General features: G+C 64.9%; 22 protein-coding genes. 12 read left to right on the top strand and 10 right to left on the bottom strand.

Translation table 11 applies throughout. The features are described 5' to 3' along the window. Nucleotides 1-134: 134 nt before the first annotated feature. Entirely contained in the window at nt 135-740 is a 606-nt protein-coding gene (locus AC0L3L_RS34765; RefSeq protein WP_473641785.1) for a thymidine kinase, read from the bottom strand. Nucleotides 741-958: 218 nt separating this feature from the next. Here AC0L3L_RS34765 and AC0L3L_RS34760 point away from each other — a divergent pair, with 218 nt between their 5' ends. The 4 genes from AC0L3L_RS34760 to clpS all read left to right on the top strand — a co-directional run bounded on the left by AC0L3L_RS34760 (nt 959) and on the right by clpS (nt 4,591). Further along, complete coding sequence (locus AC0L3L_RS34760; RefSeq protein WP_473641784.1) at nt 959-1,906, top strand: choline ABC transporter substrate-binding protein; 948 nt, start codon at nt 959-961, stop codon at nt 1,904-1,906. Nucleotides 1,907-2,061: 155 nt separating this feature from the next. Then, nucleotides 2,062-2,916, top strand: a complete 855-nt coding sequence (gene choW, locus AC0L3L_RS34755; protein WP_292554047.1) for a choline ABC transporter permease subunit — start codon at nt 2,062-2,064, stop codon at nt 2,914-2,916. Further along, the gene (gene choV, locus AC0L3L_RS34750; RefSeq protein ID WP_192364587.1) at nt 2,913-4,094 is read left to right on the top strand and encodes a choline ABC transporter ATP-binding protein; all 1,182 of its coding nucleotides are present in this window, start codon (nt 2,913-2,915) and stop codon (nt 4,092-4,094) included. Before choW ends, choV begins: the two co-directional genes overlap by 4 nt. Nucleotides 4,095-4,285: 191 nt before the next feature. After that, nucleotides 4,286-4,591, top strand: a complete 306-nt coding sequence (clpS, locus tag AC0L3L_RS34745) for an ATP-dependent Clp protease adapter ClpS (RefSeq protein ID WP_029349886.1) — start codon at nt 4,286-4,288, stop codon at nt 4,589-4,591. Between the two features lie 42 nt (nt 4,592-4,633). Here the strand turns inward: clpS and AC0L3L_RS34740 are convergent, their stop codons facing one another. From AC0L3L_RS34740 to AC0L3L_RS34725, 4 genes are read right to left on the bottom strand one after another with little or no spacing between them, the layout of a single operon-like run. Continuing rightward, nucleotides 4,634-6,721, bottom strand: coding sequence for a hypothetical protein (locus AC0L3L_RS34740; RefSeq protein WP_473641782.1), 2,088 nt, complete (start codon nt 6,719-6,721; stop codon nt 4,634-4,636). Nucleotides 6,722-6,724: 3 nt separating this feature from the next. Then, nucleotides 6,725-9,550 carry a DUF4159 domain-containing protein gene (locus tag AC0L3L_RS34735; protein ID WP_473641780.1) on the bottom strand — a complete coding sequence of 942 codons (2,826 nt, stop codon included), beginning with the start codon at nt 9,548-9,550 and terminating at the stop codon, nt 6,725-6,727. Then, nucleotides 9,547-10,461, bottom strand: coding sequence for a DUF58 domain-containing protein (locus AC0L3L_RS34730; protein WP_123149372.1), 915 nt, complete (start codon nt 10,459-10,461; stop codon nt 9,547-9,549). Before AC0L3L_RS34730 ends, AC0L3L_RS34735 begins: the two co-directional genes overlap by 4 nt. Next, nucleotides 10,461-11,465, bottom strand: coding sequence for an AAA family ATPase (locus tag AC0L3L_RS34725; protein ID WP_473641778.1), 1,005 nt, complete (start codon nt 11,463-11,465; stop codon nt 10,461-10,463). The genes AC0L3L_RS34730 and AC0L3L_RS34725 overlap by 1 nt, the downstream gene beginning before the upstream one ends. Nucleotides 11,466-11,611: 146 nt before the next feature. Between AC0L3L_RS34725 and AC0L3L_RS34720 the strand changes: the two genes are divergently transcribed. Genes AC0L3L_RS34720 through AC0L3L_RS34710 form a run of 3 tightly spaced genes read left to right on the top strand, consistent with a single transcriptional unit; the run spans nt 11,612 to nt 14,185 of the window. Next, nucleotides 11,612-12,241 (top strand): DUF1285 domain-containing protein, encoded by a 630-nt coding sequence (locus AC0L3L_RS34720; protein ID WP_473641788.1) that lies wholly within the window; start codon nt 11,612-11,614, stop codon nt 12,239-12,241. A 46-nt stretch (nt 12,242-12,287) separates the two neighbouring features. After that, nucleotides 12,288-12,920 (top strand): CoA pyrophosphatase, encoded by a 633-nt coding sequence (locus AC0L3L_RS34715; RefSeq protein ID WP_473486814.1) that lies wholly within the window; start codon nt 12,288-12,290, stop codon nt 12,918-12,920. Nucleotides 12,921-12,928: 8 nt separating this feature from the next. Then, complete coding sequence (locus AC0L3L_RS34710) at nt 12,929-14,185, top strand: CCA tRNA nucleotidyltransferase (protein WP_473641776.1); 1,257 nt, start codon at nt 12,929-12,931, stop codon at nt 14,183-14,185. A gap of 315 nt (nt 14,186-14,500) precedes the next feature. Here AC0L3L_RS34710 and AC0L3L_RS34705 read toward each other — a convergent pair whose 3' ends face one another. The 3 genes from AC0L3L_RS34705 to hemF all read right to left on the bottom strand — a co-directional run bounded on the left by AC0L3L_RS34705 (nt 14,501) and on the right by hemF (nt 16,358). After that, on the bottom strand, nt 14,501-14,686 hold the full coding sequence (locus tag AC0L3L_RS34705) for a DUF1059 domain-containing protein (protein WP_095491629.1): 186 nt from the start codon (nt 14,684-14,686) through the stop codon (nt 14,501-14,503). A 250-nt stretch (nt 14,687-14,936) separates the two neighbouring features. Continuing rightward, a complete protein-coding gene (locus AC0L3L_RS34700; protein WP_123149376.1) occupies nt 14,937-15,197 on the bottom strand; it encodes a DUF1344 domain-containing protein in 261 nt (86 codons plus the stop codon). Nucleotides 15,198-15,443: 246 nt separating this feature from the next. Continuing rightward, nucleotides 15,444-16,358 (bottom strand): oxygen-dependent coproporphyrinogen oxidase, encoded by a 915-nt coding sequence (hemF, locus tag AC0L3L_RS34695; RefSeq protein WP_473641774.1) that lies wholly within the window; start codon nt 16,356-16,358, stop codon nt 15,444-15,446. A 106-nt stretch (nt 16,359-16,464) separates the two neighbouring features. Here hemF and AC0L3L_RS34690 point away from each other — a divergent pair, with 106 nt between their 5' ends. After that, nucleotides 16,465-16,722 carry a hypothetical protein gene (locus AC0L3L_RS34690; RefSeq protein WP_192356034.1) on the top strand — a complete coding sequence of 86 codons (258 nt, stop codon included), beginning with the start codon at nt 16,465-16,467 and terminating at the stop codon, nt 16,720-16,722. On the opposite strand, the gene soxR is transcribed toward AC0L3L_RS34690, so the two are convergent. After that, nucleotides 16,719-17,162 carry a redox-sensitive transcriptional activator SoxR gene (soxR, locus tag AC0L3L_RS34685; RefSeq protein WP_123149378.1) on the bottom strand — a complete coding sequence of 148 codons (444 nt, stop codon included), beginning with the start codon at nt 17,160-17,162 and terminating at the stop codon, nt 16,719-16,721. The genes AC0L3L_RS34690 and soxR overlap by 4 nt on opposite strands. A gap of 169 nt (nt 17,163-17,331) precedes the next feature. Then, nucleotides 17,332-17,790: a tRNA (cytidine(34)-2'-O)-methyltransferase gene (locus AC0L3L_RS34680; protein WP_473486809.1), complete on the bottom strand. Its 459-nt coding sequence runs from the start codon at nt 17,788-17,790 to the stop codon at nt 17,332-17,334. Between the two features lie 418 nt (nt 17,791-18,208). Between AC0L3L_RS34680 and AC0L3L_RS34675 the strand changes: the two genes are divergently transcribed. Genes AC0L3L_RS34675 through AC0L3L_RS34660 form a run of 4 tightly spaced genes read left to right on the top strand, consistent with a single transcriptional unit; the run spans nt 18,209 to nt 22,773 of the window. Then, nucleotides 18,209-18,661, top strand: coding sequence for a hypothetical protein (locus AC0L3L_RS34675; protein WP_473486808.1), 453 nt, complete (start codon nt 18,209-18,211; stop codon nt 18,659-18,661). After that, nucleotides 18,645-20,519 (top strand): ABC transporter ATP-binding protein, encoded by a 1,875-nt coding sequence (locus tag AC0L3L_RS34670; protein ID WP_473641787.1) that lies wholly within the window; start codon nt 18,645-18,647, stop codon nt 20,517-20,519. Before AC0L3L_RS34675 ends, AC0L3L_RS34670 begins: the two co-directional genes overlap by 17 nt. 25 nt (nt 20,520-20,544) lie before the next feature. Then, nucleotides 20,545-22,428, top strand: coding sequence for an ABC transporter ATP-binding protein (locus tag AC0L3L_RS34665; RefSeq protein ID WP_473641772.1), 1,884 nt, complete (start codon nt 20,545-20,547; stop codon nt 22,426-22,428). A 30-nt stretch (nt 22,429-22,458) separates the two neighbouring features. Beyond that, nucleotides 22,459-22,773, top strand: a complete 315-nt coding sequence (locus AC0L3L_RS34660) for a DUF6665 family protein (protein WP_473641770.1) — start codon at nt 22,459-22,461, stop codon at nt 22,771-22,773. The last annotated feature ends 207 nt before the right edge of the window (nt 22,774-22,980 follow it).

Below are 22,980 nucleotides of genomic sequence, written 5' to 3'. Positions count from 1 at the left end.
CCCCCCCCCCCCCCCCCCCCCCCCCCCCCCCCCCCCCCCCCCCCCCCCCCCCCCCCCCCCCCCCCCCCCCCCCCCCAAAACACCCACACCCCCCCCCCCCCCCCCCCCCCCCCCCCCCCCCCCCCCCCCCCGCTTCAGGTGAAGCCGATGAAATCGTCGGGCGCGGCGCGGCCCATTTCTTCTTCCCAGTGGCGGCGGCAGAGCGAGACATAGACATCCTTGCCGATCGCCACCTGTTCGCCCTGTCTCGCCACCTTGCCGTCCGAGCCGAGGCGCACGACCATCGTCGCCTTGCGGCCACAGCGGCAGATGGTGCGCACCTCGCGCAGATCGTCCGATATCGCCAAGAGCGCGCGCGAGCCGGAAAACAGCTTGCCCTGGAAATCGGTGCGCAGGCCGTAGCACATCACCGGGATGTTCAGCCGGTCGGCGATGCGGGCGAGCTGCCACGCCTGCTCCTCCTCGAGGAACTGCGCCTCGTCGACGAAGACGCAATGCACGGTCGTGTGGTCGTGATGCTCGGCGACCCGGGCGAACAGATCGTCGCCGTCGCGGAACATTTCGGCTTCCGTCTCCAGGCCGATGCGTGACGAGATCAGCCCGGTATCGCCCTTGCGGTAATGGCCGGCGACGAACAGCATCGTCGTCATGCCGCGCTCGCGGTAATTGTACGAGGCCTGCAGCAGCATCGTCGTCTTGCCGGCATTCATCGTCGCATAGTGGAAGTACAGCTTGGCCATGCCTTCCTTTTAAGCCGAGTTGTCCCGGCGCAGGGAGGGGGCGTCCCTACATTCCACCGGAAAAGCGGCGAACGTGTCGCTGATCGGCCAGCCCGCGCCGTTGATCGCGATTGTCTTATCGCTTGAAACCGCACCAGAATGGTGTTTGGCTGACGAAACAAGGCGGAGACAAAACCGCAACTTCGCTTCGCCGATAGATCATAATGGGAGAATACATGATGTCGCGTATGAAACTATTCGCCGCCGGCTTCGGTCTGGCGGCATTTCTTTCCGCGGGCGGCGCATTCGCCGCCGAACCGGAAAGCTGCAAGCCGGTGCGTTTTGCCGATGTCGGCTGGACCGACATCACCGCCACCACCGCTACCGCCAGCGTCATCCTCGAAGCGCTCGGCTACGAACCTGACGTGCAGGTGCTGTCGGTTCCGGTCACCTACACCTCGCTGAAGAACAAGGACGTCGACGTCTTCCTCGGCAATTGGATGCCGACCATGGAAGCCGACATAAAGCCCTATCTCGAAGACAAGTCGGTCGAGTCGATCGTGACCAACCTCGAAGGCGCAAAGTATACGCTCGCCGTGCCGCAGCACACCTATGACGCCGGTCTCAAGGATTTCGCTGATATCGCCAAGTTCAAGGACAAGCTCGACAACAAGATTTACGGCATCGAAGCCGGCAATGACGGCAACCGCCTGATCCTCGACATGATCGCCGCCGACAAGTTCGGCCTGAAGGATTTCGAGCTCGTCGAAAGCTCGGAGGCCGGCATGCTGTCGGCGGTGCAGAAGGCGGCCGCATCGGGCGAAGACGTGGTCTTCCTCGGCTGGGAGCCGCATCCGATGAACGCCAACATCAAGATGGCCTATCTGTCGGGCGGCGACGAGGTGTTCGGCCCGAATTTCGGCGGCGCGACCGTCGCCACCAATGTCCGGGCCGGCTATACCACTGAATGCCCGAACGTCGGCGCGCTGCTCAAGAACATGGTGTTCTCGCTCAAGATGGAAAACGAGATCATGGGTGCGATCCTCAATGACGGCGCCGACCCGAAGGCCGCGGCTACCGAATGGCTCAAGGCCAATCCGGACGCGATGACGCCATGGCTCGCCGGTGTGACGACGTTCGACGGCGGCGACGCCGCGGCCGCCGTGAAAACCGCGCTGGGTTCGTAGCAGACTTACACCCTCCCCCTTGCGGGGAGGCGCGGCACGCGCCGCGGTGGGGTGGTGCAGAACGGAGCATAACCGTGACCACCCCGCTCCGCTGCGCTGCGCGGTTCGACCCCCCGCCAGCGGGAGGGTGAAGAAGAAATGAGGGGACATTTGCCATGGATCCGGTTTCGCAACTGATTTCGAGCTTCAAGATCCCGATCGGGCGGTGGGGCAAGACCTTCTTCGACTTCCTGACCACCAATTTCGAGTGGTTTTTCGACAGTATCGCCGACGGGCTTACCGTCATTCTCGACGGGCTGGTCGATCTTTTGCTGCTCGTCCCGCCGGTTCTCCTGGTTGCCGCCATAGCCGGGCTCGCCTGGTACCTGCAGAAATCTTGGAAGCTGGCGCTTGCCGTCGCGCTCGGCCTCCTGTTCATCGTCAACCAGGATCTGTGGCAGGAAACCGTCGAGACGCTGGTGTTGGTCGTGGGCGCTGCTGCGGCCTCCATGGCCATCGGCGTGCCGATCGGCATCTGGGCGGCGCATAACGAGCGTGGCTACCGCTATCTCCAGCCAATCCTCGACCTGATGCAGACTATGCCGACCTTTGTCTACCTGATCCCGGTGCTCATTCTCTTCGGCCTCGGCATCGCTCCCGGCCTCATCGTCACCGTCATCTTCGCCGCCCCCGCGCCGATCCGCCTGACGCATCTCGGCATCACCTCGGTGCCGAAACCGATGATCGAGGCCGGCGAAGCCTTCGGCGCGACAAAACGCCAGCTCCTGTGGAAGGTAGAGCTGCCGGCGGCGCTGCCGACCATCATGGCGGGACTGACGCAGTGCATCATGCTTTGCCTCTCCATGGTCGTGATCGCTGCGCTCATCGGCGCCAACGGCCTCGGCAAGCCGGTGGTGCGCGCGCTGAACTCGGTCAACATCCCGCTCGGGCTCGAAGCCGGCCTCGCCATCGTCGTGCTCGCCATCATCCTCGACCGCATCAGCCGCATCGGCACGGGAGCCGCCAAATGAGCGCCGCGGTCGATTTCAAGAATGTCGACATCGTCTTCGGCGCGGCGCGCAAGGAAGCGCTGGCGCTCGTAGACAGGGGCGCGACGCGTCAGGAAATCCTGGAGAAGACCGGCGCCGTGCTCGGCTGCGCCGGCGCCAATTTGACCGTCAACGAGGGCGAGATTTCCGTCCTGATGGGCCTCTCCGGCTCCGGCAAATCGACGCTGCTCCGCGCCGTCAACCTGCTCAACGTGCCGGCGCGCGGCAACGTCATGGTCAAGGACGGCGACCGCATGATCGATGTCGCGGCCTGCGACGCCGCCACGCTGCGCCACATCCGACAGACGCGGGTCGCCATGGTGTTCCAGCAGTTCGGCCTTCTGCCCTGGCGCACCGTCGCGGAAAATGTCGGCTTCGGCCTAGAGCTTTCCGGCGTGCCCGAAGCCGAGCGCAAGGCGCGCGTCGAGCGCCAGTTGAAGCTCGTCGGCCTCGACCAGTGGGCGTCGAAATACGCCCACGAGCTTTCCGGCGGCATGCAGCAGCGCGTCGGGCTGGCGCGTGCGTTTGCCACCGAAGCGCCGATCCTGCTGATGGACGAGCCGTTCTCGGCGCTCGACCCGCTGATCCGGACCAAGCTGCAGGACGAATTGCTGCAGCTTCAGGCCGAGCTGAAGAAGACCATCATCTTCGTCAGCCACGATCTCGAGGAGGCGCTGAAGATCGGCAGCCACATCACCATCATGGAAGGCGGGCGTATCGTGCAGACCGGCGCGCCGGAAGACATCGTGCTGCGCCCCGCCAACGACTATGTCCGCGACTTCATCGCCAATGTGAATCCGCTCTCGGTGCTGACCGCCTGGAACGTGATGCGCGACCGCCGCGACCTCGACCACGGCGAGGACGGCTGGGTGTGGCTCGACCGCCGCAAGACGACGCGTTTCAAGATCGACGAGCACGGGCTGGTGGCGGCGGCCGAGCGCGACGGCAAGCCGGCGTTCTGGGTGTCGTGCGCCGATGTCGAGGCGCAGCCGGAGGAGACGACGCAGGTATTCTGGGCCAATCCCGGCACCTCGCTGAAGACGGTGATGCTGGCCATGCACCGCTCGCAGACCGCACCGGTGGCGCTGTTCGACGACCAGTCGCGCTTCGTCGGCGCCATCGGCGTCAGGGATGTGCTGAGTGCGGTGTTGCGGCGGTAGCTATTTCTGAACGAAACGGCCCGTATCGTTTCTTCGCGGTCTGCGCGGCTTGGCGGCGGTCCCACATAGGCACGGACTTGTGAACGGCCGCGCCCGCCGGGAAGGCGGTTTGCGGGCGGTCCAAAAATGGACGATCGCTTTTGGCTATGCCAGAATAAACGCGAAATTCTTGCGCACAATTGCCGGTTCCGATGCCTGAGATCGTCACCAAACCCCGCACCAAAACGAAGCCGCAGATCGAACGGCCGAAGCTCTACAAGGTCATCCTCCTCAATGACGATTTCACGCCGCGCGAGTTCGTGGTGACGGTGCTCAAGGGCGAATTCAAGCTGAGCGAAGACCAGGCGCGGCGGGTGATGATCACCGCGCACCAGCGCGGCGTCTGCGTCGTCGCCGTCTTCACCAGGGACGTCGCCGAGACCAAGGCGACACGGGCGACTGATGCCGGCAAGGCCAAGGGCTACCCGCTGATGTTCACGACGGAACCGGAGGAGTAATCTTTCCCCTTCTCCCACAAGGGGAGAAGGAAGTCGGCGTCGCTACCGCCCTTCGCGGTACCACATCGAGCCCAATGCCAGCAGCAGCAGGCCGAGGCCGAGGAACCCGCCGAACAGCGGCACGCGCGAGACGGCCTTCAGCACGCTGTCGTCGGTGGTGCGCAGGCCGATCCAGTCGTTGCCGGCCGCCGCGCCCGAGGAGCGAACCGGAACGACCGACGGCAGCGTCACGCCGCCGGTGAGATTGCCAAGGGTCGACGATTGCGCCAGCCGGCGCACGCTGCCGCCGGTGGCCTCGGCCGGCGCCTTCAGCCGGTTCTCGGTGGAGACGACGTCGGTGAATTCCGGCGCATTGACCGGGCCGACATGGGCAAGCGCCTTCAGGTCGCCATTGCCGACCTGATAGAGGCCGATCTCGCTGGTTTCGATGCTGCCCAGGAAGACGCCGGGTTCGGCTCTCTCTAGCTTGACGGTCATCGCCTTGCCGGACGGGGTGATGATCTGCGCCGGGCCGGGATCGTCGCTCATCGTCTGGCGGCGGATTTCCAGCATCATGCCGCGGCCGTCGGCGGTCAGCCGCTCCTCCTCGAGTTCGGGCTCCTTCATCAGCCAGTGGGCGATGCGGCGATAGAGCTGGACATGCGGGCCGCCGCCCTCGAAGCCGCGCGCCCACAACCAGCCCTGGTCGGACAGAAACATGCCGACGCGGCCTTCGCCTTTGCGGTCGAGCAGCAGCAGCGGTCGGTTGTCCGCCCCCTTCATCACCGCCTCGCCCTCAGGGTTCTCGACGCCGATGGTGCGGAACCAGCGGCTCCAGTGCGGCGGCTCGGTGGCGGAGCCGTCGAGCCCGCGCGTCACCGGATGGCGCTGGCCGAGCTCGGTGAGGCGCGGATAGAAGGCCTTGTCGACGACTTCGCCGGTCGGCATCGCCGGCAGCGCCGACATCAAAGGCGTGCGGGCGATAGAGCTTTCGCCGGCATATTCGGGCCCTGCCGCGATCAGCAGCGCGCCGCCCTTTTCGACATATTCGGCGATGTAGTCGTAGTAGAGGATCGGCAGCACGTCGCGATGCTGATAGCGGTCGAAGATGATCAGGTCGAAATCCTTGATCTTCTCGACGAACAGCTCGCGCGTCGGGAAGGCGATCAGCGACAGTTCGTTGATCGGCGTGCCGTCCTGCTTTTCCGGCGGCCGCAGAATGGTGAAGTGGACCAGATCGACCGAGGCGTCGGATTTCAGAAGGTTGCGCCAGGTGCGCTCACCGGCATGCGGCTCGCCGGAAACAAGCAGCACGCGCAAATTCTCGCGGATGCCGTCGATCAGCGCGATGGCGCGGTTGTTGGTGTCGGTGAGTTCGTCGGGCTCGGGGTCGATGGCGAGTTCGACGATGTTGCGGCCGGCGCCGGGAATGGTCACTTGCAGCGGCATAGCCTGGCCGATGGTGGCGCGCTCGACCGAAACCTGCTCGCCATTGACCGAGACGCGCACATCGATCGAGCCGGCCTCGTTGTTGGTGCCGATGACGCGATAGGTCATTTCGAGCGGCTTGCCGACCAAACCGAAGCGCGGCGCATTCTCGAAGCGGATGCGGCGATCCTTTTCCTGGTCGTTGCCGGTGATCAGCGCGTGCAGCGGGGCGTTGAAGTCGGGCGTGCCGCCGGGGGCGTCATGCACCTCGCCATCGGTGATCATGATGGCGCCGCCGATGCGCGAAGGCGGCACGTCGCGGAAAGCGCTTTCAAGCGCGCCGAAAAGCCGCGTCTCGGTGCGCTCCTCGGCGGCTTCCGACTTGCCGGCCTCGACGACGCGGACGTCGAACTGTTTGAAGCGGCCAAGACGCTGCTGAACCCCGGCCAGCGCCTCGTCTGTCTGCTTGGTGCGCTCGCCAATGTCCTGGCTCTGGCTGCGGTCGACGACAACGGCGACGACGCTTTTCAGCGCCTCGCGCTCTTCGTCGAGCAACACCGGGTTGAGCAGGGCCGCAGTCAGCGCCAGCAGGGCGGCAAATCGGAAGATCGCGCCGCGCTGGCGAAACCACAGACCGACCAATGCCAGCAGCAACAGCGGCGCCAGCACCAGGCCAAGCAGCGGCCACGAGATGAGCGGTTCGAAGGCGAGTGACAAGTTCATGGCCTACTGCCCCAGCCGTTCGAGCAGCACCGGCACATGCACCTGATCGGATTTGTAGTTGCCGGTCAGCATGTACATCATGATGTTGACGCCTGCGCGCAGCGCATAAATGCGCTGCATCGGGTCCGACGGCACGGTCGGCAAAAGCGGGTCGCCATTCTCGTCGACCGCCCAGGCGCCGGCGAAATCATTGGCGGTGATCATGATCGGCGAGACGCCGTCGCCGGTGCGTACCGGGCGGTTCTCGGTGTTGCTGGCTTCGAGCGACGCCGCGACCCAGAGCGGTCCGCCGGCGAAGCGTCCGGGAAACTCAGGCAGGATGTAGAAGGATTTGGTCAGCACATGGTCCGACGGCACCGGCTCCAGCGCCGGCACGTTGAGGTTGCCGAGGATGTCGCGCAGCCGCTCCGTCGCCGGGCTGGCCGAATCCGCGCCGATGCCGGTGGCGAACTGGTCGCGCGTGTCGAACAGCACCGTGCCGCCCTGCTGCATATAGGCGTCGACGCGGGCGATCGCGGCCTGGCTCGGCATCGGCGCGGCAGGATCGATCGGCCAGTAGATCAGCGGATAGAAGGCAAGCTGGTCCTTCGAGATATCGACGCTGGCCGGCGCCCCCGGCTCGAGCGCGGTCTTCTCGATCAGGAAGCGGGTCAGGCCCTCCAGCCCGGCTTGGCTGATCGAATCGACACTCCGTTCGCCGGTCTGCACATAGGCGATCCGGGTCTTCGAAATGTCCTCGATCGCCCGTTCGTCGCCAGGTTTGGCATCGTCGGCGCGGGCGATGTCGGTGTGGCCGACCAGGGCGCCGAGCGCAATCAGCAGGGCGGCGGTGGTCGCAGCAGCCGTGCCGGCGCGGCGTGGCCGGCGCGAGAACAGGCCGCCCATCCAGAACACGGCCAGCGTGTCGAGCACCATCAGCAAGAGAGCTGCCGCAACCAGCGGGCCCTTCAAATTGTGCGATTCGTCGAAGGCGTACTGGATGGTGGTGACCGGCACGGTGATCTGAGGACGGACCAGCGGTGCGAAGCCGCTTTCGGCATTGAGCAGATTGTGGGCGAGGACGCCGGTTTCGGAGCCGTACAGGCCGGGCGGGTTGTCGAACGTCACCGGCAGCGGGCCGGCACCCGGCACCAGCGGCCGTGCATCCGGGGTCGGCGGCACAAGCGTGCCGTCGGCTGATATCATGCGGTAGGGCGCCAGCGAGGCGGCTGCGGCTTCGGCATTGGCGACCGCCGCGCCCTGGTTGCGCGACAATTGCACGATGCGCCGCAGCATCTCGACGAAGCTGCCGGAGATCGGCAGGTTCGACCAGGTCGCCTCCGGCGTGACATGGAACAGGACGAGCGTGCCCTTGCCCTTCTTCATCCCGGTCACCAGCGGCGTGCCGTCGGCAAGCGTGGCCCAGGTGCGCTCGACGATATCGGGCGTCGGCTCGGCCAGCACCTGCCTGGTGACGGTGACCTCGGCGGGCGGAGCGAGGTCGGCGAAGGGACCGGTCTTCGTGAAATCGGTGACCGGCTGCGGCGTCGTCCACGACAGCGCGCCGCCGAGCGAGCGCTCGCCGGTGCGCAGCCTGACCGGCAGCAGGTCGTCGTCATTGCCGGCGGCGACCAGCCGCGAGCCGGCGAACCGCACCAGCGTGCCGCCATTGTCAACCCAGTCGACCAGCCTTTGCCGCACCTGCTGCGGAATGGTGCCAACATCGGCCATGACGATCATCGCCGGCTTCTGGTCGAGGAGCTGCGGGATGGCATCGGCAAGGTCGGCGCTCGACGGCTCAGTCAGATCGGCGAAGGGCTGCAGCGCGCGGCGGATATAGTACAGCGGCGACAAAAGTGGCTGCGCCTGGTCGGCCTCGGCCTGCGACAGCAGCCCGACGCGGCGGCGCTTGGAATTCTCGTCGAGCACGCGGACGGCGCCGGCCTGCCGTTGGCCGTCGAGCGCGATCGAGGCGAAGTCGTTGCGCAGTTCGAACGGCACCGCCATCGTGCCGGTGGCGGTGGATTCGCCCGGTGAGAAGGTCAGCGTGGCGTCGGCGATACGGCGGCCCTTGTCGTCGAAGGCGCCGGCGGTCACCTGAGCCGGCGCCGGATCGCCCGGCGCGCGGATGGCGGTCAGCTCGAAGCCGTCCACCTGATTGTCGGCGCCGGTCAGGCCGATCAAGCCAGGCCGGTCGGAGGCGGCCCAGACGACACGGGCGGCGTTCTTCGACAAAAGCGTGTTGAAGGCGGCCTCGTCGCCTTCCGCCGCCAGACCGTCAGCGAGCACGGCAACGCTGGCGCCCGGCAAGGTCTCCAGGGTTGCCGCGACGCGAGCGTAGACGGCAGGGCGGTCGGTCGGGATCGGCCGCGGCTTTGCCGCGCGCAGCCGGTCGAGCGCGGTGGCGGCATCGAAGGGACCGATCTCGGCATTCGGCTTCTCGGCGGTGAAGGCGATGATGACGGGCACGTCGTTGGAGCTGGCATCGGTGATCAGCCGTTCGGCAGTGGCGACGCGCTGGCCCCAGTCGGCGGCACTTGCCCAGTCATTGTCGATGACCAGCGCAAGCGCGGCGCCCTCGGCCGGCAGTCTTTCACGCGGGTTGAAGACAGGTTCGGCAAGCGCCGCAACGATCAGGGCCGCCATCAGCAGCCTGAGCAGCGTCAGCCACCACGGGCTCTGTTGCGGCGTCTCCTCGCGCTTCAGCACGCGGGCCAGGATCTTCAGCGGCGGGAAGACCTCGGTCTGCGGCTTGGGCGGGGTGAACCGCAAAAGCCACCAGATCACCGGCAGCGCCAGAAGGCCCCACAGCACCATCGGTGCCCCGAAGGATAGCGGCAGCCAGCTCATGCGCGGATCCTCCCGGCTGAGCTGCCATCGACGGTCATCGCCATGTGGACTCGCACCAGCGCATCGGAGGCAAGGCGGTCGGTGTGGTTGACGGTGAAGCTCCAGCCGAGCCGCTTGCACCAGTCGGTCAGTTCCTGACGCCGGGCGATGTAAAGCAGTCGGTATTCATCGCCCAGCGTTTCGGCACGGCCGGCAGTCAGCTTGTCGCCGGTCTCGGGATCGGTGAATTCGGTGCGGCCGGCATAGGGGAATCTCTCCTCGGCCGGGTCGGCGACCTCGATCAGATGAGCTCGCACGCCGTGGCGGGCGAGCACGTCGAGCCAGGCGATGGTGTCCTCGACCGGGTCGAGGAAGTCGCTGACGATGACGATGTCGCAGAAGCGGCGAATGGCGGACAGGTCGGGCTTCACCGGCAATTCGCCGGCATGGGTGAGTTGCGCCGCGATGCGCTCGGCGCCATTGCGGGCGGTGAACGGATCGGTCAGCCCGGGCCAGGCGATGCGCTCGCCGCTGCGCGACAGAAGCTCGGCCATGGCCAGCGCCAGCACCAGCGCGCGGGATTCCTTCGAGACGGTGGCTCCGGTGGATTTGTAGAGCATGGAAGGCGAGGGGTCGGCCCACAGCCACACCGTATGGGCAGCCTCCCATTCGCGGTCGCGCACATAGATGTGGTCGTCGCGGGCCGAGCGGCGCCAGTCGATACGCGAGGAGTCGCCCTCGACATAGGGCCGGAACTGCCAGAAATTCTCGCCAATGCCGCGCTTGCGGCGGCCGTGCCAGCCGGCGATCACCGTGTTGACGATGCGGCGCGCCTCGACCAGCAGGTCCGGTACCAGCGACGCCCGCAGCCGGCCGCGGGCGAGCGCGTCACGCGTCGCCGCCGGTGCCTGGGCCTCGCCTATACGCGCCATCAGATGCCTTTTGCCAGTTTCGCCACCACGTCGCGCACGGTCGTGCCCTCGGCACGGGCGGCAAAGGTCAGCGCCATGCGGTGCTGCAGCACCGGCTCGGCCAGCGCTCTGATATCGTCGATCGACGGCGCCAGCCGTCCGTCGTAGAGGGCGCGGGCGCGGGCGCACAGTGTCAGCGACTGGCTGGCGCGCGGGCCCGGGCCCCAGGCGACGTGCTTGTCAGTCTCGGCATTGCCCTGGCCGGGGCGCGCCGAGCGCACCAGCTGGAGGATCGCCTCGACGACGCTTTCCGGCACCGGCATGCGGCGAATGAGGGTCTGGATCTCCTTCAGCCGCGCCGGCTGCAGCACGTTCTGCGCCTTGGCGTCCTCGATACCGGTGGTCTCCAGAAGGATGCGGCGCTCCGCCTCGATTTCCGGATAGAGGATGTCGACCTGCATCAGGAAACGGTCGAGCTGCGCCTCGGGCAGCGGATAGGTGCCTTCCTGCTCCAGCGGGTTCTGCGTCGCCAGCACGTGGAAGGGCGCCGGCAGGTCGTGGCGGACACCGGCAATGGTGACGTGGTATTCCTGCATCGACTGCAGCAGCGCCGACTGGGTGCGCGGTGAGGCGCGGTTGATCTCGTCGGCCATCAGCAGCTGCGCGAAGATCGGCCCGGAGATGAAGCGGAAGGAGCGCTTGCCGAATTCGTCTTGCTCCATCACCTCGGAGCCGAGAATGTCGGACGGCATCAGGTCGGGCGTGAACTGGATGCGGCGGGAATCGAGGCCGAGCACGATGCCCAGCGTTTCGACCAGCTTGGTCTTGGCGAGGCCGGGCACGCCGACCAGCAGCGCATGACCGCCGGCCAACAGCGCCACCAACGTGCGTTCGACGACGCTTTCCTGGCCGAAGATGACGCGGCCGACGCCCTCGCGAACCCTGGAAATGTCGGCCAGCGCCGTCTCGGCCTGGGCGATCATGTCCTTTTCGCTGATCGGGCTTTGCTTGATCATCACGCTCATGCAGCATCGATCCTTCTCGTTGGAAATACCGGCTTGCACCTAAGACGCCACAGAGTGCCGCGATTCGGCCTCGCGTGGCGCCTGTCTTTGAACTTAAATCACTGACTTATGCTGACAAGCGGAACAACAGTGACTATTTCGTGACCATGACAGAACGCGCCGACGATCGTGATGAAAGTTTGACGACCGTGACCGAGGCGCGCGGACTTGAGGCGCTGATCTCGCGTGCCGCCCGCGCGGGCAAGGGGCCGGCACCAGTGGAGCGCTGGAATCCGGCCTTTTGCGGCGATCTCGACATGGAGATCAGACAGGACGGCATCTGGTTCTACCAGGGCACGCCGATCGGCCGCATGCCGCTGGTGCAGCTGTTTTCCTCCGTGCTGCGCAAGGACGAAGACGGCAAGACCTATCTGGTGACGCCGGTGGAAAGGGTCGGCATCCGCGTCGTCGATGCGCCTTTCATCGCCGTCGAGATGGATGTTTGCGGCACCGGCGATGGCCAAGTCGTCACCTTTCGCACCAATGTCGGAGATGTGGTCGAGGCCGGGCCGGAGCATCCGCTGCGCTTCGTCGACGAGGACGCGACCGGCGGCCTGAAACCCTATGTGCTGGTGCGCGGACGGCTGGAGGCGCTGGTGGCGCGGCCGGTGATGTATGAACTGGTCGAGCATGGCGAGGAGATCGAGGTCGGCGGTCGAAGGATGTTTGCCGTCCGCTCGAAGGGCGCGGTTTATCCGATAATGCCGGCCGAAAAACTGCAGCGGCTGAGCGCATGAGAGGGCAGCGCCAAATGGACCGGGGCATGATGGACCGGGTGACGCTATGGACCAAGTGACGCCGGCGCCGTTTTCCGCCGCGGATTTTCGCGCTCGCGTCGCGGCACAGCCGCTGGCGCATGCCGCCGACGATTATGGCGACCATCGCTTCAACCCCGGCCATCCGCGTTTGAAGCTCGCAAAGGCGCTGCGCGATGCCGCGGTGCTGATCCCGGTGGTCGATCACGGACGCGACGCCACGGTTCTGCTGACCAAGCGGGCGGAAAAGCTCCGCAACCATTCGGGGCAGGTGGCCTTTCCCGGCGGCACGATCGACCCGAGCGATGCGAGCCCGGAGGCGGCGGCCTTGCGCGAGACATTCGAGGAGATCGGTCTCGGCCGGGACCGCATCGAGATCATCGGCCGCATGCCCGATTATGTCTCCGGCAGCGGCTACCGGATCGCCCCGGTGCTGGCAATAGTGCGGCCGGGTTTTTCACTGACGCTGAATTCCGAGGAGGTCGACGCCGTCTTCGAAGTGCCGCTGCGCTTCCTGATGGATCCGGCCAACCACGGCCGCGACAGCCGGATGTGGAACGACCTCGAATGGGTCTTCTACGAGATGCCCTATGGCGGCCAGCGGATCTGGGGCGTCACCGCCGGCATCATCCGCACGCTCTATGAAAGGCTCTATACGTGAGCGGCCGGATGTCGCTCGCGGGCAAAGCCGAGTGGCTCGGCGAACGGCACCTGCAGCGCCTGCTGGCGGCGCTGGCGGCTGGCGGCGAGGAGGCGCGTGTCGCCGGCGGCGCGGTGCGCAATGCGCTCATCGGCCAGCCGGTCGCCGACGTCGATATCGCCACCACGACCGTGCCTGATGAAACCATCCGCCGCGCCGAGGCGGCGGGCTTCAAGGCCGTGCCGACCGGCATCGAGCACGGCACCATCACGATTGTCGCCGGCGGGAAGCCGTTCGAGGTGACCACGCTGCGTGCCGACATCGAGACCGACGGACGGCGGGCCAAGGTGTCGTTCGGACGTGATTGGAAGGCCGACGCGGAACGGCGCGATTTCACCATCAACGCGCTCTATGCCGAGGCCGACGGGACGATCGTCGACCTGGTCGGCGGCGTCGCCGACCTCGAGGCGCGCCGGCTGCGCTTCATCGGCGATCCGGAGGCGCGCATCCGCGAGGATTATCTGCGCATCCTGCGCTTTTTCCGCTTCTTCGCCTGGTATGGCGACGGCCGGCCGGATGCCGAAGGGCTGAAGGCCTGCGCCCGGCTCAAGGAGGGGCTCGGCCAACTCTCGGTCGAGCGCGTCTGGTCCGAGCTGAAGAAGCTGCTGTCGGCCCCCGATCCATCGCGCGCTTTGCTGTGGATGCGCCAGGCCAGCGTGCTCACCAGCGTTCTGCCGGAGAGCGAGAAATGGGGCATCGATGCGATCCATGCGCTGACCAGGGCCGAGAAGGATCTAGGCTGGACGCCGGACCCGCTGCTCAGGCTGGAAGCGATCGTGCCGCCGGACGCCGCGCGGCTGAAGATGCTCGCTGAGCGGCTGAGATTCTCGGTCAGCGATGCCGGCCGTCTGAGGCAGTGGGCGCTGACAGCGCCTGTCGAGCCGAAGACGAACGAAGCCGAACTCGCAAAACGGCTCTATCGTGGCGATCATCAGGGCCTTGTCGATCGCTTGCGGCTGTCGCTCGCTTCCGCTCGAGCCCGCGCCGTCGAGGACAATGACGCGCTGCTCGAAGCCGGCGGCTTCTCGCGCCTGCTGGCCTTCACCGGAAAGTGGAAAAAGCCCGATTTTCCGCTCAAGGGGGCCGATCTGACGACGCTTGGCGCGTCGCCCGGACCGAAACTCGGCGCAACCTTGAAGAACCTCGAAAACGAGTGGATCGAGTCCGGCTTTGCGCTGGATCGCGGCGCGCTCCTCGAGCGCGCCGCAGAAGCACTCGAAAGTTAGAGACCGTTTGGAAACTCTACTCTGGCTGCCATCTGATAGCGTTTTCTGCGCTTCCGGCCTTCGCCGGCCGAAGCACTTATGAGCGGTCGTGGCAGTTAAAGCTACGGCCGGCGTAGGCCGGTGCTCACGGACCAGCGCATGACCCCGGAAACCGATTTCGGTTTCCCGGAAAGGATCATGCGCAAATGCAAAGTGTTAGAGCGTCCTTTGCGCGTCCAATTGGACGCGCAGCGCTCTAATGTCCGCGCGCGCCGGTTCTCGAAACCACCACCATATGGCTCGCCAGAGCGAATTTCGAAACAGTCTCTTAGGCAATCAGGCCGCGTCGCGGGGCTTTTCAATGCGCGAACGGATGGCTTCGATCATCGTCTCGCGGATGATCGTCTCGCCATGCGTCTCACGCATGTGCTCGACCGCACGACGCATGATCTCGGCTTCCTCTTCGGCACGCGTATGCCAGTCGCAACCCGGAACGAGCGAGCCGCAGTGGAATTCTTTCATCGGATTTCTCCCTTTTCCTCCCCGGAGCGCCGCCCATTTGCTTGAACGCGGAAGCTCCAGCACCTTTGATCGACGCATGATCCCTGTCTGAAACCGGGTGTCGGTATTCGGGTCATGCGCTGGCCGAGCAAGCATAACACGGTCGAATGGTTTTGGTTGCCGCAAAGACCGAAAAGGCGGAGCATCGCTGCTCCGCCCTCTTAACACTACCCCGGAGGCAAGACCTCGTCTTGCTCCAGCGGGCAGGCGATCACTTCATGATCCTGACTGCCTCGGCAATTTTGTGCTTGCCGCTCATGTCCCAGGAAACGCGGACCTTTTCGCCGGCCTTCAGGCCAGGATTCTTGAAGGCCTTGGGCAGCGTAAAGGTAGATCCGTTATCCAGAACAAGGCTCATGGCCGTTCCATCATAGGTCTTGACCGTGCCCGTGGTGTGCTTGACCGCTGCGAAGGCAGCGCCACCAGAGGCAAGAACGGCGGCAGCCGCAACCGACATAATAAGCTTGCGCATGGCATGCTCTCCTGGAAAATGAGGGCACCATTTTGGGAAGGTGCCCCACTCAATCATGGGCCGTCCGGTCGCGTCGGGTCGCGGTTCTAGGGAGGATGAACCGCCGGCGTTTCCCGGCCCGGAACGAAAAATAGCCCTGTTTTTTCAAGTGGATATTAGACGAAAAAGATATTCTGCGCGCCACATTCGCCGCCAGAATCAAACGATTTGGACCTCATTGCGGCTCACGTCCGACTCACCGAGATTTTACGGCCATTTCACTTCCGGCGGCAGGCTGGACAGGATCGAGGCGACGTTGCCGCCGGTCTTCAGTCCGAAGATGGTGCCGCGATCGTGAAGCAAGTTGAATTCGACATAGCGGCCGCGGCGAATGAGCTGTTCTTCACGGTCGCCGTCGGTCCAGTTGTCGTTGAAATTGGCCCGCACGAGATGTCCGTAGACGACGAGAAAAGATCGCCCGACATCCTGGACGAAGTTGAAATCGGCGTTCCAGCCGCCTTTGTCCTCACCCGAATGCAGCCAATCGAAGAAGATGCCGCCGGTGCCGCGCGGTTCGTCGCGGTGCGGCAGATAGAAATACTCATCGCACCAGGCCTTGAATTTCGCGTGGTCGGCGACGCCGGCGTTCTTCTCGCAGGCGAATCGCATGGCCCGGTGGAAGGCAATCGTGTCCGGGTCATCCTGGGTGCGGCGACGATCGAGCACCGGCGTCAGGTCGGCGCCGCCGCCGAACCATTGGCGCGAGGTGACGACCATGCGCGTGTTCATGTGCACGGCCGGCACGTTGGGGTTCCACGGATGAGCAATCAGCGAAATGCCGCTCGCCCAGAAGCGCGGGTCTTCCTCGGCGCCCGGCATCTGCTTCCTGAATTCCGGCGAGAACTCGCCATAGACGGTGGAGGTGTGGACGCCGACCTTCTCGAAGACGCGGCCACGCATCATCGACATGGTGCCGCCGCCGCCCTTGCCGGCGTCGCGCTCCCACGGCGTCTTTTCGAAGCGGCCGGGCGACCATGAAGCCTGCGGCCCCTGCAGGTCCTGCTCGATCTGCTCGAAGGCGGCGCAGATGCGCTCGCGCAAACTCTCGAACCACAGCCGCGCCTTCATCTTCTTCTGTTCGATGTCGGCCGGCAGCCCCGCCGGTATTTCGGATCGTTGCAATGCTGTCTCCGGTTGTGGGGCGCGTACCCCGACAAATGACTCGTCTTTTCCGGCCGCGATCCCTAATCTCTTAGGTGCAAGGGTCAAGTGTGAATGGAGTTCTTTCGTGCGCACCCCGGCAAGACCGCCGCTGGATGGCCTGAAGAAGAGGCTCGACCGTTCGCGCGCCGAGCGCGCGCGCATGCCGCGCGACGGGTTCCTGCGCGAGACCTTCGTCCTGCCGCGTTCCGATGCGCGGCTCAAGGCGAAGGAGTGGTTCGAACGCTTTCCCAAGCAGGCCTACTGGACCGAGATCGAAAGCTGGTTCGAGCGGCCGGGCGACGTCATCGAATTCACGATCAGGCGATTGCCCGCGGCGGATTAGCGAGCGACCAACAGCCGCCTTGCGCCCGGGCCTTGGGCGCTCAATCGGTCTTCCTTGTTCCGCAGCGGGCATTTGTCGATCGACATGCAGCCGCAGCCGATGCAGTCGGTCAGCCCGTCGCGCAGCTTCTTCAGCTGGGCAATCTTGCGATCGAGCTGGTCGCGCCAGGCCGTTGAAAGCAGGTTCCAGTCCTCGCGCGTCGGCGTGCGGCCGTCAGGCAGCGATTCCAGTGCGGCACCTATCTCGGCCAGCGAGATGCCGACCTCTTGCGCGATCCTGATGATCGCCACACGTCGCAGCACGTCGCGGCCGTAGCGTCGCTGATTGCCTGATGTGCGGTGGCTGCGGATCAGTCCGCGCGCCTCGTAGAAATGCAGCGCCGATACCGCCACCCCGCTCCGCGTGGCCACCTGGCCGACCGTCAGTTCCGTCACCGCCATTCGAATTTTCCGCTTGACCTCAAGTTAAGTTGAGCTTGTAACGAAGAAACCCTTGACATGCAAACCGCAGGAGAAGGCGATGTGCGCCTGGGTGAGAATGACAAGAGAGGGTGCGGTCGTCGGCCAGAAAGCGGCCGTGTTCGCTGCGCCCACTGACGGTCTGCGAATGCTATCCGAGCTGCCGGATCGCCTCGCCGGCCACCATGGCGACGGAAAGCGCGACGTTGATGCTGCGCGTGCCCGGCTGCATCGGGATGATCAGTCGCGCATCCGCCGCGTCGTGGACAGGATCCGGCACGCCTGCGGATTCACGGCCGAACAAAAGAATGTCGGCGTCGGCGAAGACGAAATCCGTATAGGCGGTCGCAGCCCTGGTCGACAGCAGCACCAGCCGCCGCGCTTCGGCTCTGCGCCAGTTCTCGAAGGCGTGCCAGTCGACATGCCGGGTCAGCGCCGCCATTTCGAGATAATCCATGCCGGCCCGTTTCAGCGCACGGTCGGAGAGCGGGAAGCCGGCCGGTTCGATGATGTCGACGACGAGACCGAGGCAAGCCGCGAAGCGCAGGATTGTCCCGGTGTTGCCGGCGATATCCGGCTGGTAGAGCGCGATGCGGAGACGGTTGTTCATTTCCGCATCCTGCTAATAAGTGGCAGATCGGCCACAGCAGGTTCGCGGTTTTGGAAATTGCTGGACTGGCGGGTGGTCATTTTCTGCGAAGTCGGCTATACGCCGGGCATTGTCAACCCGAACCGATGGAGGGGTAATTCATGATGATCATGCACATCCAGCGCCCCTCTTGTGGGCTTACCAGCCTGCCGGCGGTTTCGGTACGACGATTCTCCTGACTTTTTAGACTTCGATCGCACCGATTCTTAGCCGAAACCCTTTTTTCGGCCTTCGAAGGAATCCTGCGATGTTTTTCAAGCTGTCGAAGGGGCTGAACGCCCCACCTGAACACGCCGCTGTTCAATCCCCGCCTTTCGCCGGCCATTCGCGCGCGAACAGGCCTGACTTTTTTCCGTATTTTCACATGGAGGACGGACCGATGTTCGATCCCTGCAAGATTCCCGGCTCAAGAAACCTGCACGAGCGCAGAATGGCGACCTGGGCGCTTTTGATCGGCGAAACCTATTCGTCTGCGGCTCACGCCGAGACCCGCCGGCGCCCGCATCGCGGCATGCTGCCGGACGTCGATTTCTCGCGCGCGGTTCCCGACCGCAGCCGGCCGTCGCTGGTGCGCCGGATCATCAGGCTGATCCGGCCTGGCGCAGAGACCGTCGCGACACTCCGGGTCGTCGACACAGCGCTGTCAGGATCGTCAAACGAGCCTGTCGGCGAAAAGCCCGCGACAACCTATATTGCGCGAAGCAGGACCGGCGGCCCGGGTGATTCCGGCACGCCGGTCTTTGACGCTACGCGCTCCAAAGATGCCACGCGCTCCGCGCCGCGTGAGCGAAAACAAGCACATGAGTACCAAGACAATGTTCCGCTGGTTTGAAACAAGGCTCGATCCGTTCCCTGCCGAGGAGCCGGTCGAGCCGCCGAAGACGCTGATCGCCTTCTGCGTGCACTATACGCGCGGTGCCTGGCCCTACATCGCGATCGATGCGATGCTGGTGACGGCTATCGCCCTTGCCGAGGTGTGGATGTTCGGCTTCATGGGCCGGATCGTCGACTGGCTGTCGGCGCAGAACCGCGAGACATTCCTGCAGACCGAGGGCTGGAAGCTCGCCGGCATGGCTTTCATCGTGGTGTTCGCGCTGCCGGCGACGGTCTGGTTTCGTTTGCTCCTCAGCCAGCAGACGCTGATGGGCAATTATCCGATGCGTATCCGCTGGCAGGTGCATCGCTACCTGCTCAAGCAGTCGATGAGCTTCTATCAGGACGAGTTCGCCGGGCGCATCGCGACCAAGCTGATGCAGACCGCGCTCGCCGTGCGTGAGTGCGTCATCAAGCTCATCGACGTGCTCAATTATGTCGTGGTCTATTTCCTCGGCATGCTGTTCATCGTCGGCGCGGCCGACTGGCGGCTGGCGGCACCGCTTGCCGTCTGGCTTGCCGGCTATGTCTTGCTCTTGCGCAATTTCATCCCGCGATTGGGCAAGGTCGGCGAGGAGCAGGCCAACGCGCGCTCGACCATGACCGGCCGCGTCGTCGACAGCTACTCCAACATCCAGACGGTCAAGCTGTTCTCGCATGCGCGGCGCGAGGCGTCCTTCGCCCGGGAAGGGATGGCCGGCTTTCTCGATACGGTCTACCGGTCGATGCGGCTGGTGACGCAGCTCTACGGCCTGCTCTACATGCTGAATTCGCTGCTGTTATTCTCGGTGACCGCGATCTCGCTGTGGCTGTGGCTCGGCCAGGCGGTGACGATCGGCGCCGTCGCCCTGGTCATCGGCCTCGTTCTTCGGCTGTGGGGCATGTCGCAATGGATCATGTGGGAGATGTCCACCCTGTTTGAGAATATCGGCACGGTGCAGGACGGCATCAGCTCGATCTCGCTGCCGCGCCTCGTCGAAGACAGGCCTGGCGCCAAGGACATTGCCGTGACCAAGGGCGAGATCCGTTTCGAGGACATCCGCTTCCACTACGGCAAGCAGAAGGGTGTGATCGAGAGCCTGTCGCTGACGGTGAAGCCGGGCGAAAAGGTCGGCATCGTCGGCCGCTCGGGGGCCGGCAAGTCGACGCTGGTCAACCTTCTGTTGCGCTTCTACGACCTTGAAAACGGCAAGATCCTGATCGATGGCCAGGAAATCGCGGCGGTGACGCAGGATTCGCTGCGCGCCCAGATCGCCATGGTCACGCAGGACACCTCGCTGCTGCATCGTTCGGTGCGCGAGAACATCCTTTATGGCCGGCCGGACGCCAGCAACGAGATGCTGGTCGAGGCAGCACGCCGCGCCGAGGCACTTGATTTCATATCAAGGCTTTCGGACGCCAGTGGTCGCACGGGTTTCGATGCGCATGTAGGCGATCGCGGCGTCAAATTGTCCGGTGGCCAGCGGCAACGCATTGCCATTGCCCGCGTTATGCTGAAGGACGCGCCGATTCTCATTCTCGACGAAGCGACGTCTGCGCTTGATTCCGAGGCCGAGGCCGCCATCCAGGAGAACCTCTACCAGCTCATGCAAGGCAAGACCGTCATCGCCATCGCGCACCGGCTCTCGACCATCGCGGCGATGGACCGGCTCGTCGTCATGGACAAGGGCCGCATCATCGAGGAAGGTTCGCATGAGCAACTCGTCGCCGGCGGCGGGCTCTATGCGCAGCTTTGGCAGCGTCAGTCGGGCGGTTTCCTGCTCGACGACGGTGCCGCCGCCAACGATGCCATCGCTAGGGGTCAAGCAGCAGAATGATGGCAGCAGAATTGATGGCCGCCGAATGATGATTGCCGTCTATCGCTGGTTCGAGAACTGGGTCTATCCGTTCAGGGAGCCCGCAGGCCTTCGGCCACCGGTCAGCGTCAGCGGTTTCCTCTGGCACTATGTCGGCCAGGCGAAGGTCGCCTTCTTCGCCATGCTGGTCATCGGCGGCATCGCGCCGCTGGTCGAGGCTGGACTGTTCTATTTCGTCGGCAGGCTGGTCGACATTCTCGACCAGCTCCCCGGCGAGCGCAGCTGGGACGCGCTGTGGACTGCCGCCGGTCCCGATTTTGTCTTCATGGCCGCCGTGGTGCTGGTCGTCCGCACCATTGTCGTCGGCCTGGCGGCGCTGGTCGACGAGCAGACGATCACCCCCGGCTTCTACAATCTGGTGCGCTGGCAGGCGCACCGTCATGTCTCGCGCCAGTCCTACGCCTTCTTCCAGAACGATTTCGCCGGACGTATCGCGACCAAGGTCTGGCAGGCGGGGCAGGCGACCGGCGATTTGATGGAAAGCTTCATCGCGGTCGTCTGGTTCATGGTCGTCTACACGGTGACGACGCTGTTGCTGGTCGCCGGCCTCGATTTGCGGCTGGCGGTGCTGGTGGTGATCTGGATCACCGCCTTCGGCTGGCTGGCCAACCGCTATCTGCCAGTGATACGCAAGCATGCCGAGGCAACCGCCGAGGCCGGTTCGATGATCACCGGCCGCATCGTCGATTCCTATTCGAACGTGCAGACGCTGAAGCTGTTCTCCGCCGACGGCGACGATCGCTACATCAGGAGCGGTTTCGATATCTATCTCGACGCGCTGCGCCCGTTCACCCGCAGGCTGACCGGCGTGCGCATGGCGCTGACGACGCTGTCGGGGATCATGATCACCGCGATCGCCTGTTTTGCCGTCTATCTCTGGCTCGAAGGCTCGATCACCGTCGGCGCCGTCGCCTTCACGCTGTCGCTGGTGCTGCGGCTCAACATGCTGCTCGGCCGGCTGATGATGCAGCTCAACGGCATCCTGCGGAATCTCGGCGTGCTGGAGAACTCCAAGGCGCTGATCTCGCAGCCGCTCGGCCTGACCGACGCACCTGACGCCAGGGAGCTTGTCGTCGCCGGCGGCCGCATCGACGTGAAACAGGTCGAGTTCCACTACGGCAAGGGGTTCGGCGTGCTCAATGGAATCGACCTTGTCGTGCGGCCGGGCGAGAAGGTCGGGCTGGTCGGGCCGTCGGGCGCCGGCAAGACGACGCTGGCCAATCTGATCCTGCGCCTCTACGACCTCGAGGCCGGCAAGATCACCATCGACGGCCAGGATGTTTCAAAGGTGACGCAGGATTCGCTGCGCGCCAATATCGGCGTCGTCAGCCAGGATACTGCGCTTTTCCACCGCTCGCTTCGCGACAACATCAAGCTCGGCATGCCGGACGCGACCGACGCCGAGGTGGTCGCGGCCGCGAAGAAGGCCGAGGCGCACGACTTCATCCTCGACTTGCGCGACAATCGTGATCGCCGGGGCTACGAGGCCTTTGTCGGCGAGCGCGGCGTGAAATTGTCTGGCGGCCAGCGCCAGCGCGTGGCGATCGCCCGCGTCTTCCTCAAGGACGCGCCGATCCTGATACTCGACGAGGCGACGTCGGCGCTCGATTCCGACATCGAGGCGGCCATCCAGGAAAATCTGGCGAGGCTGATGGAGAACAAGACGGTCATCGCCATCGCGCACCGGCTGTCGACCATCGCGGCGCTCGATCGCCTGGTGGTGCTCGACGGCGGCCGCATCGTCGAACAAGGCACGCATGACGAACTGGTGGCGCTCGACGGGCTCTATGCGCGGCTGTGGAAGCGGCAGTCCGGCGGCTTCCTATACAACGAGGAGAGCGTGCTGGAGGAGACGCGGCCGGCGGAGTAGGGCCAGATTTCAGCAAAACCGGAGTGAAGCATGTCGGTGAGAATGCCATCGAATTTCGGACGGTCGGGAGCGCGGGAAAGCGCGCTCGACCTGCTCGGCCATGAAATCCTCGGCGAAAAGGCGGCGGCGCTCGGCCGCGCCGGCCGGCGCGTGGATGAAACGCTGGCGAAGCTGCGGGAACATGGCGATGAGGGCGAACAACGTGCCCGGCTGCTCAATGACGCGGCGGAGGCGGTCCACGGCTATTTCATCCAGCGCGAATTGTGCGGCTTGCGCAAGCACGACGCGGTCATCCGGGAATACAACATCCCCAAGGCCGTGCTGGCCAGGCTCGGCGCGAAATAGATACCGGTATTGAATCCGACGCTTGGTACCGAAGATGAAAAACCGATTTCGACCCGTTCCAGTCGTCCAGATTCGCTCGCGCTACGGAATAAGTTGACCCGAAGCCGCCCTTCATCAGCCCATTTCGCTGAGTTGTGTGCGTCAAGTTCTGCAAAAATGGCGTGGCATTCAGCGGTGACGTTGGCGTGTCCGCCGCGCAGCCCCCGT

It is taken from the genome of Mesorhizobium sp. WSM4849 (assembly GCF_055811385.1).
This window is presented reverse-complemented; position numbering and strand designations above follow the sequence as displayed.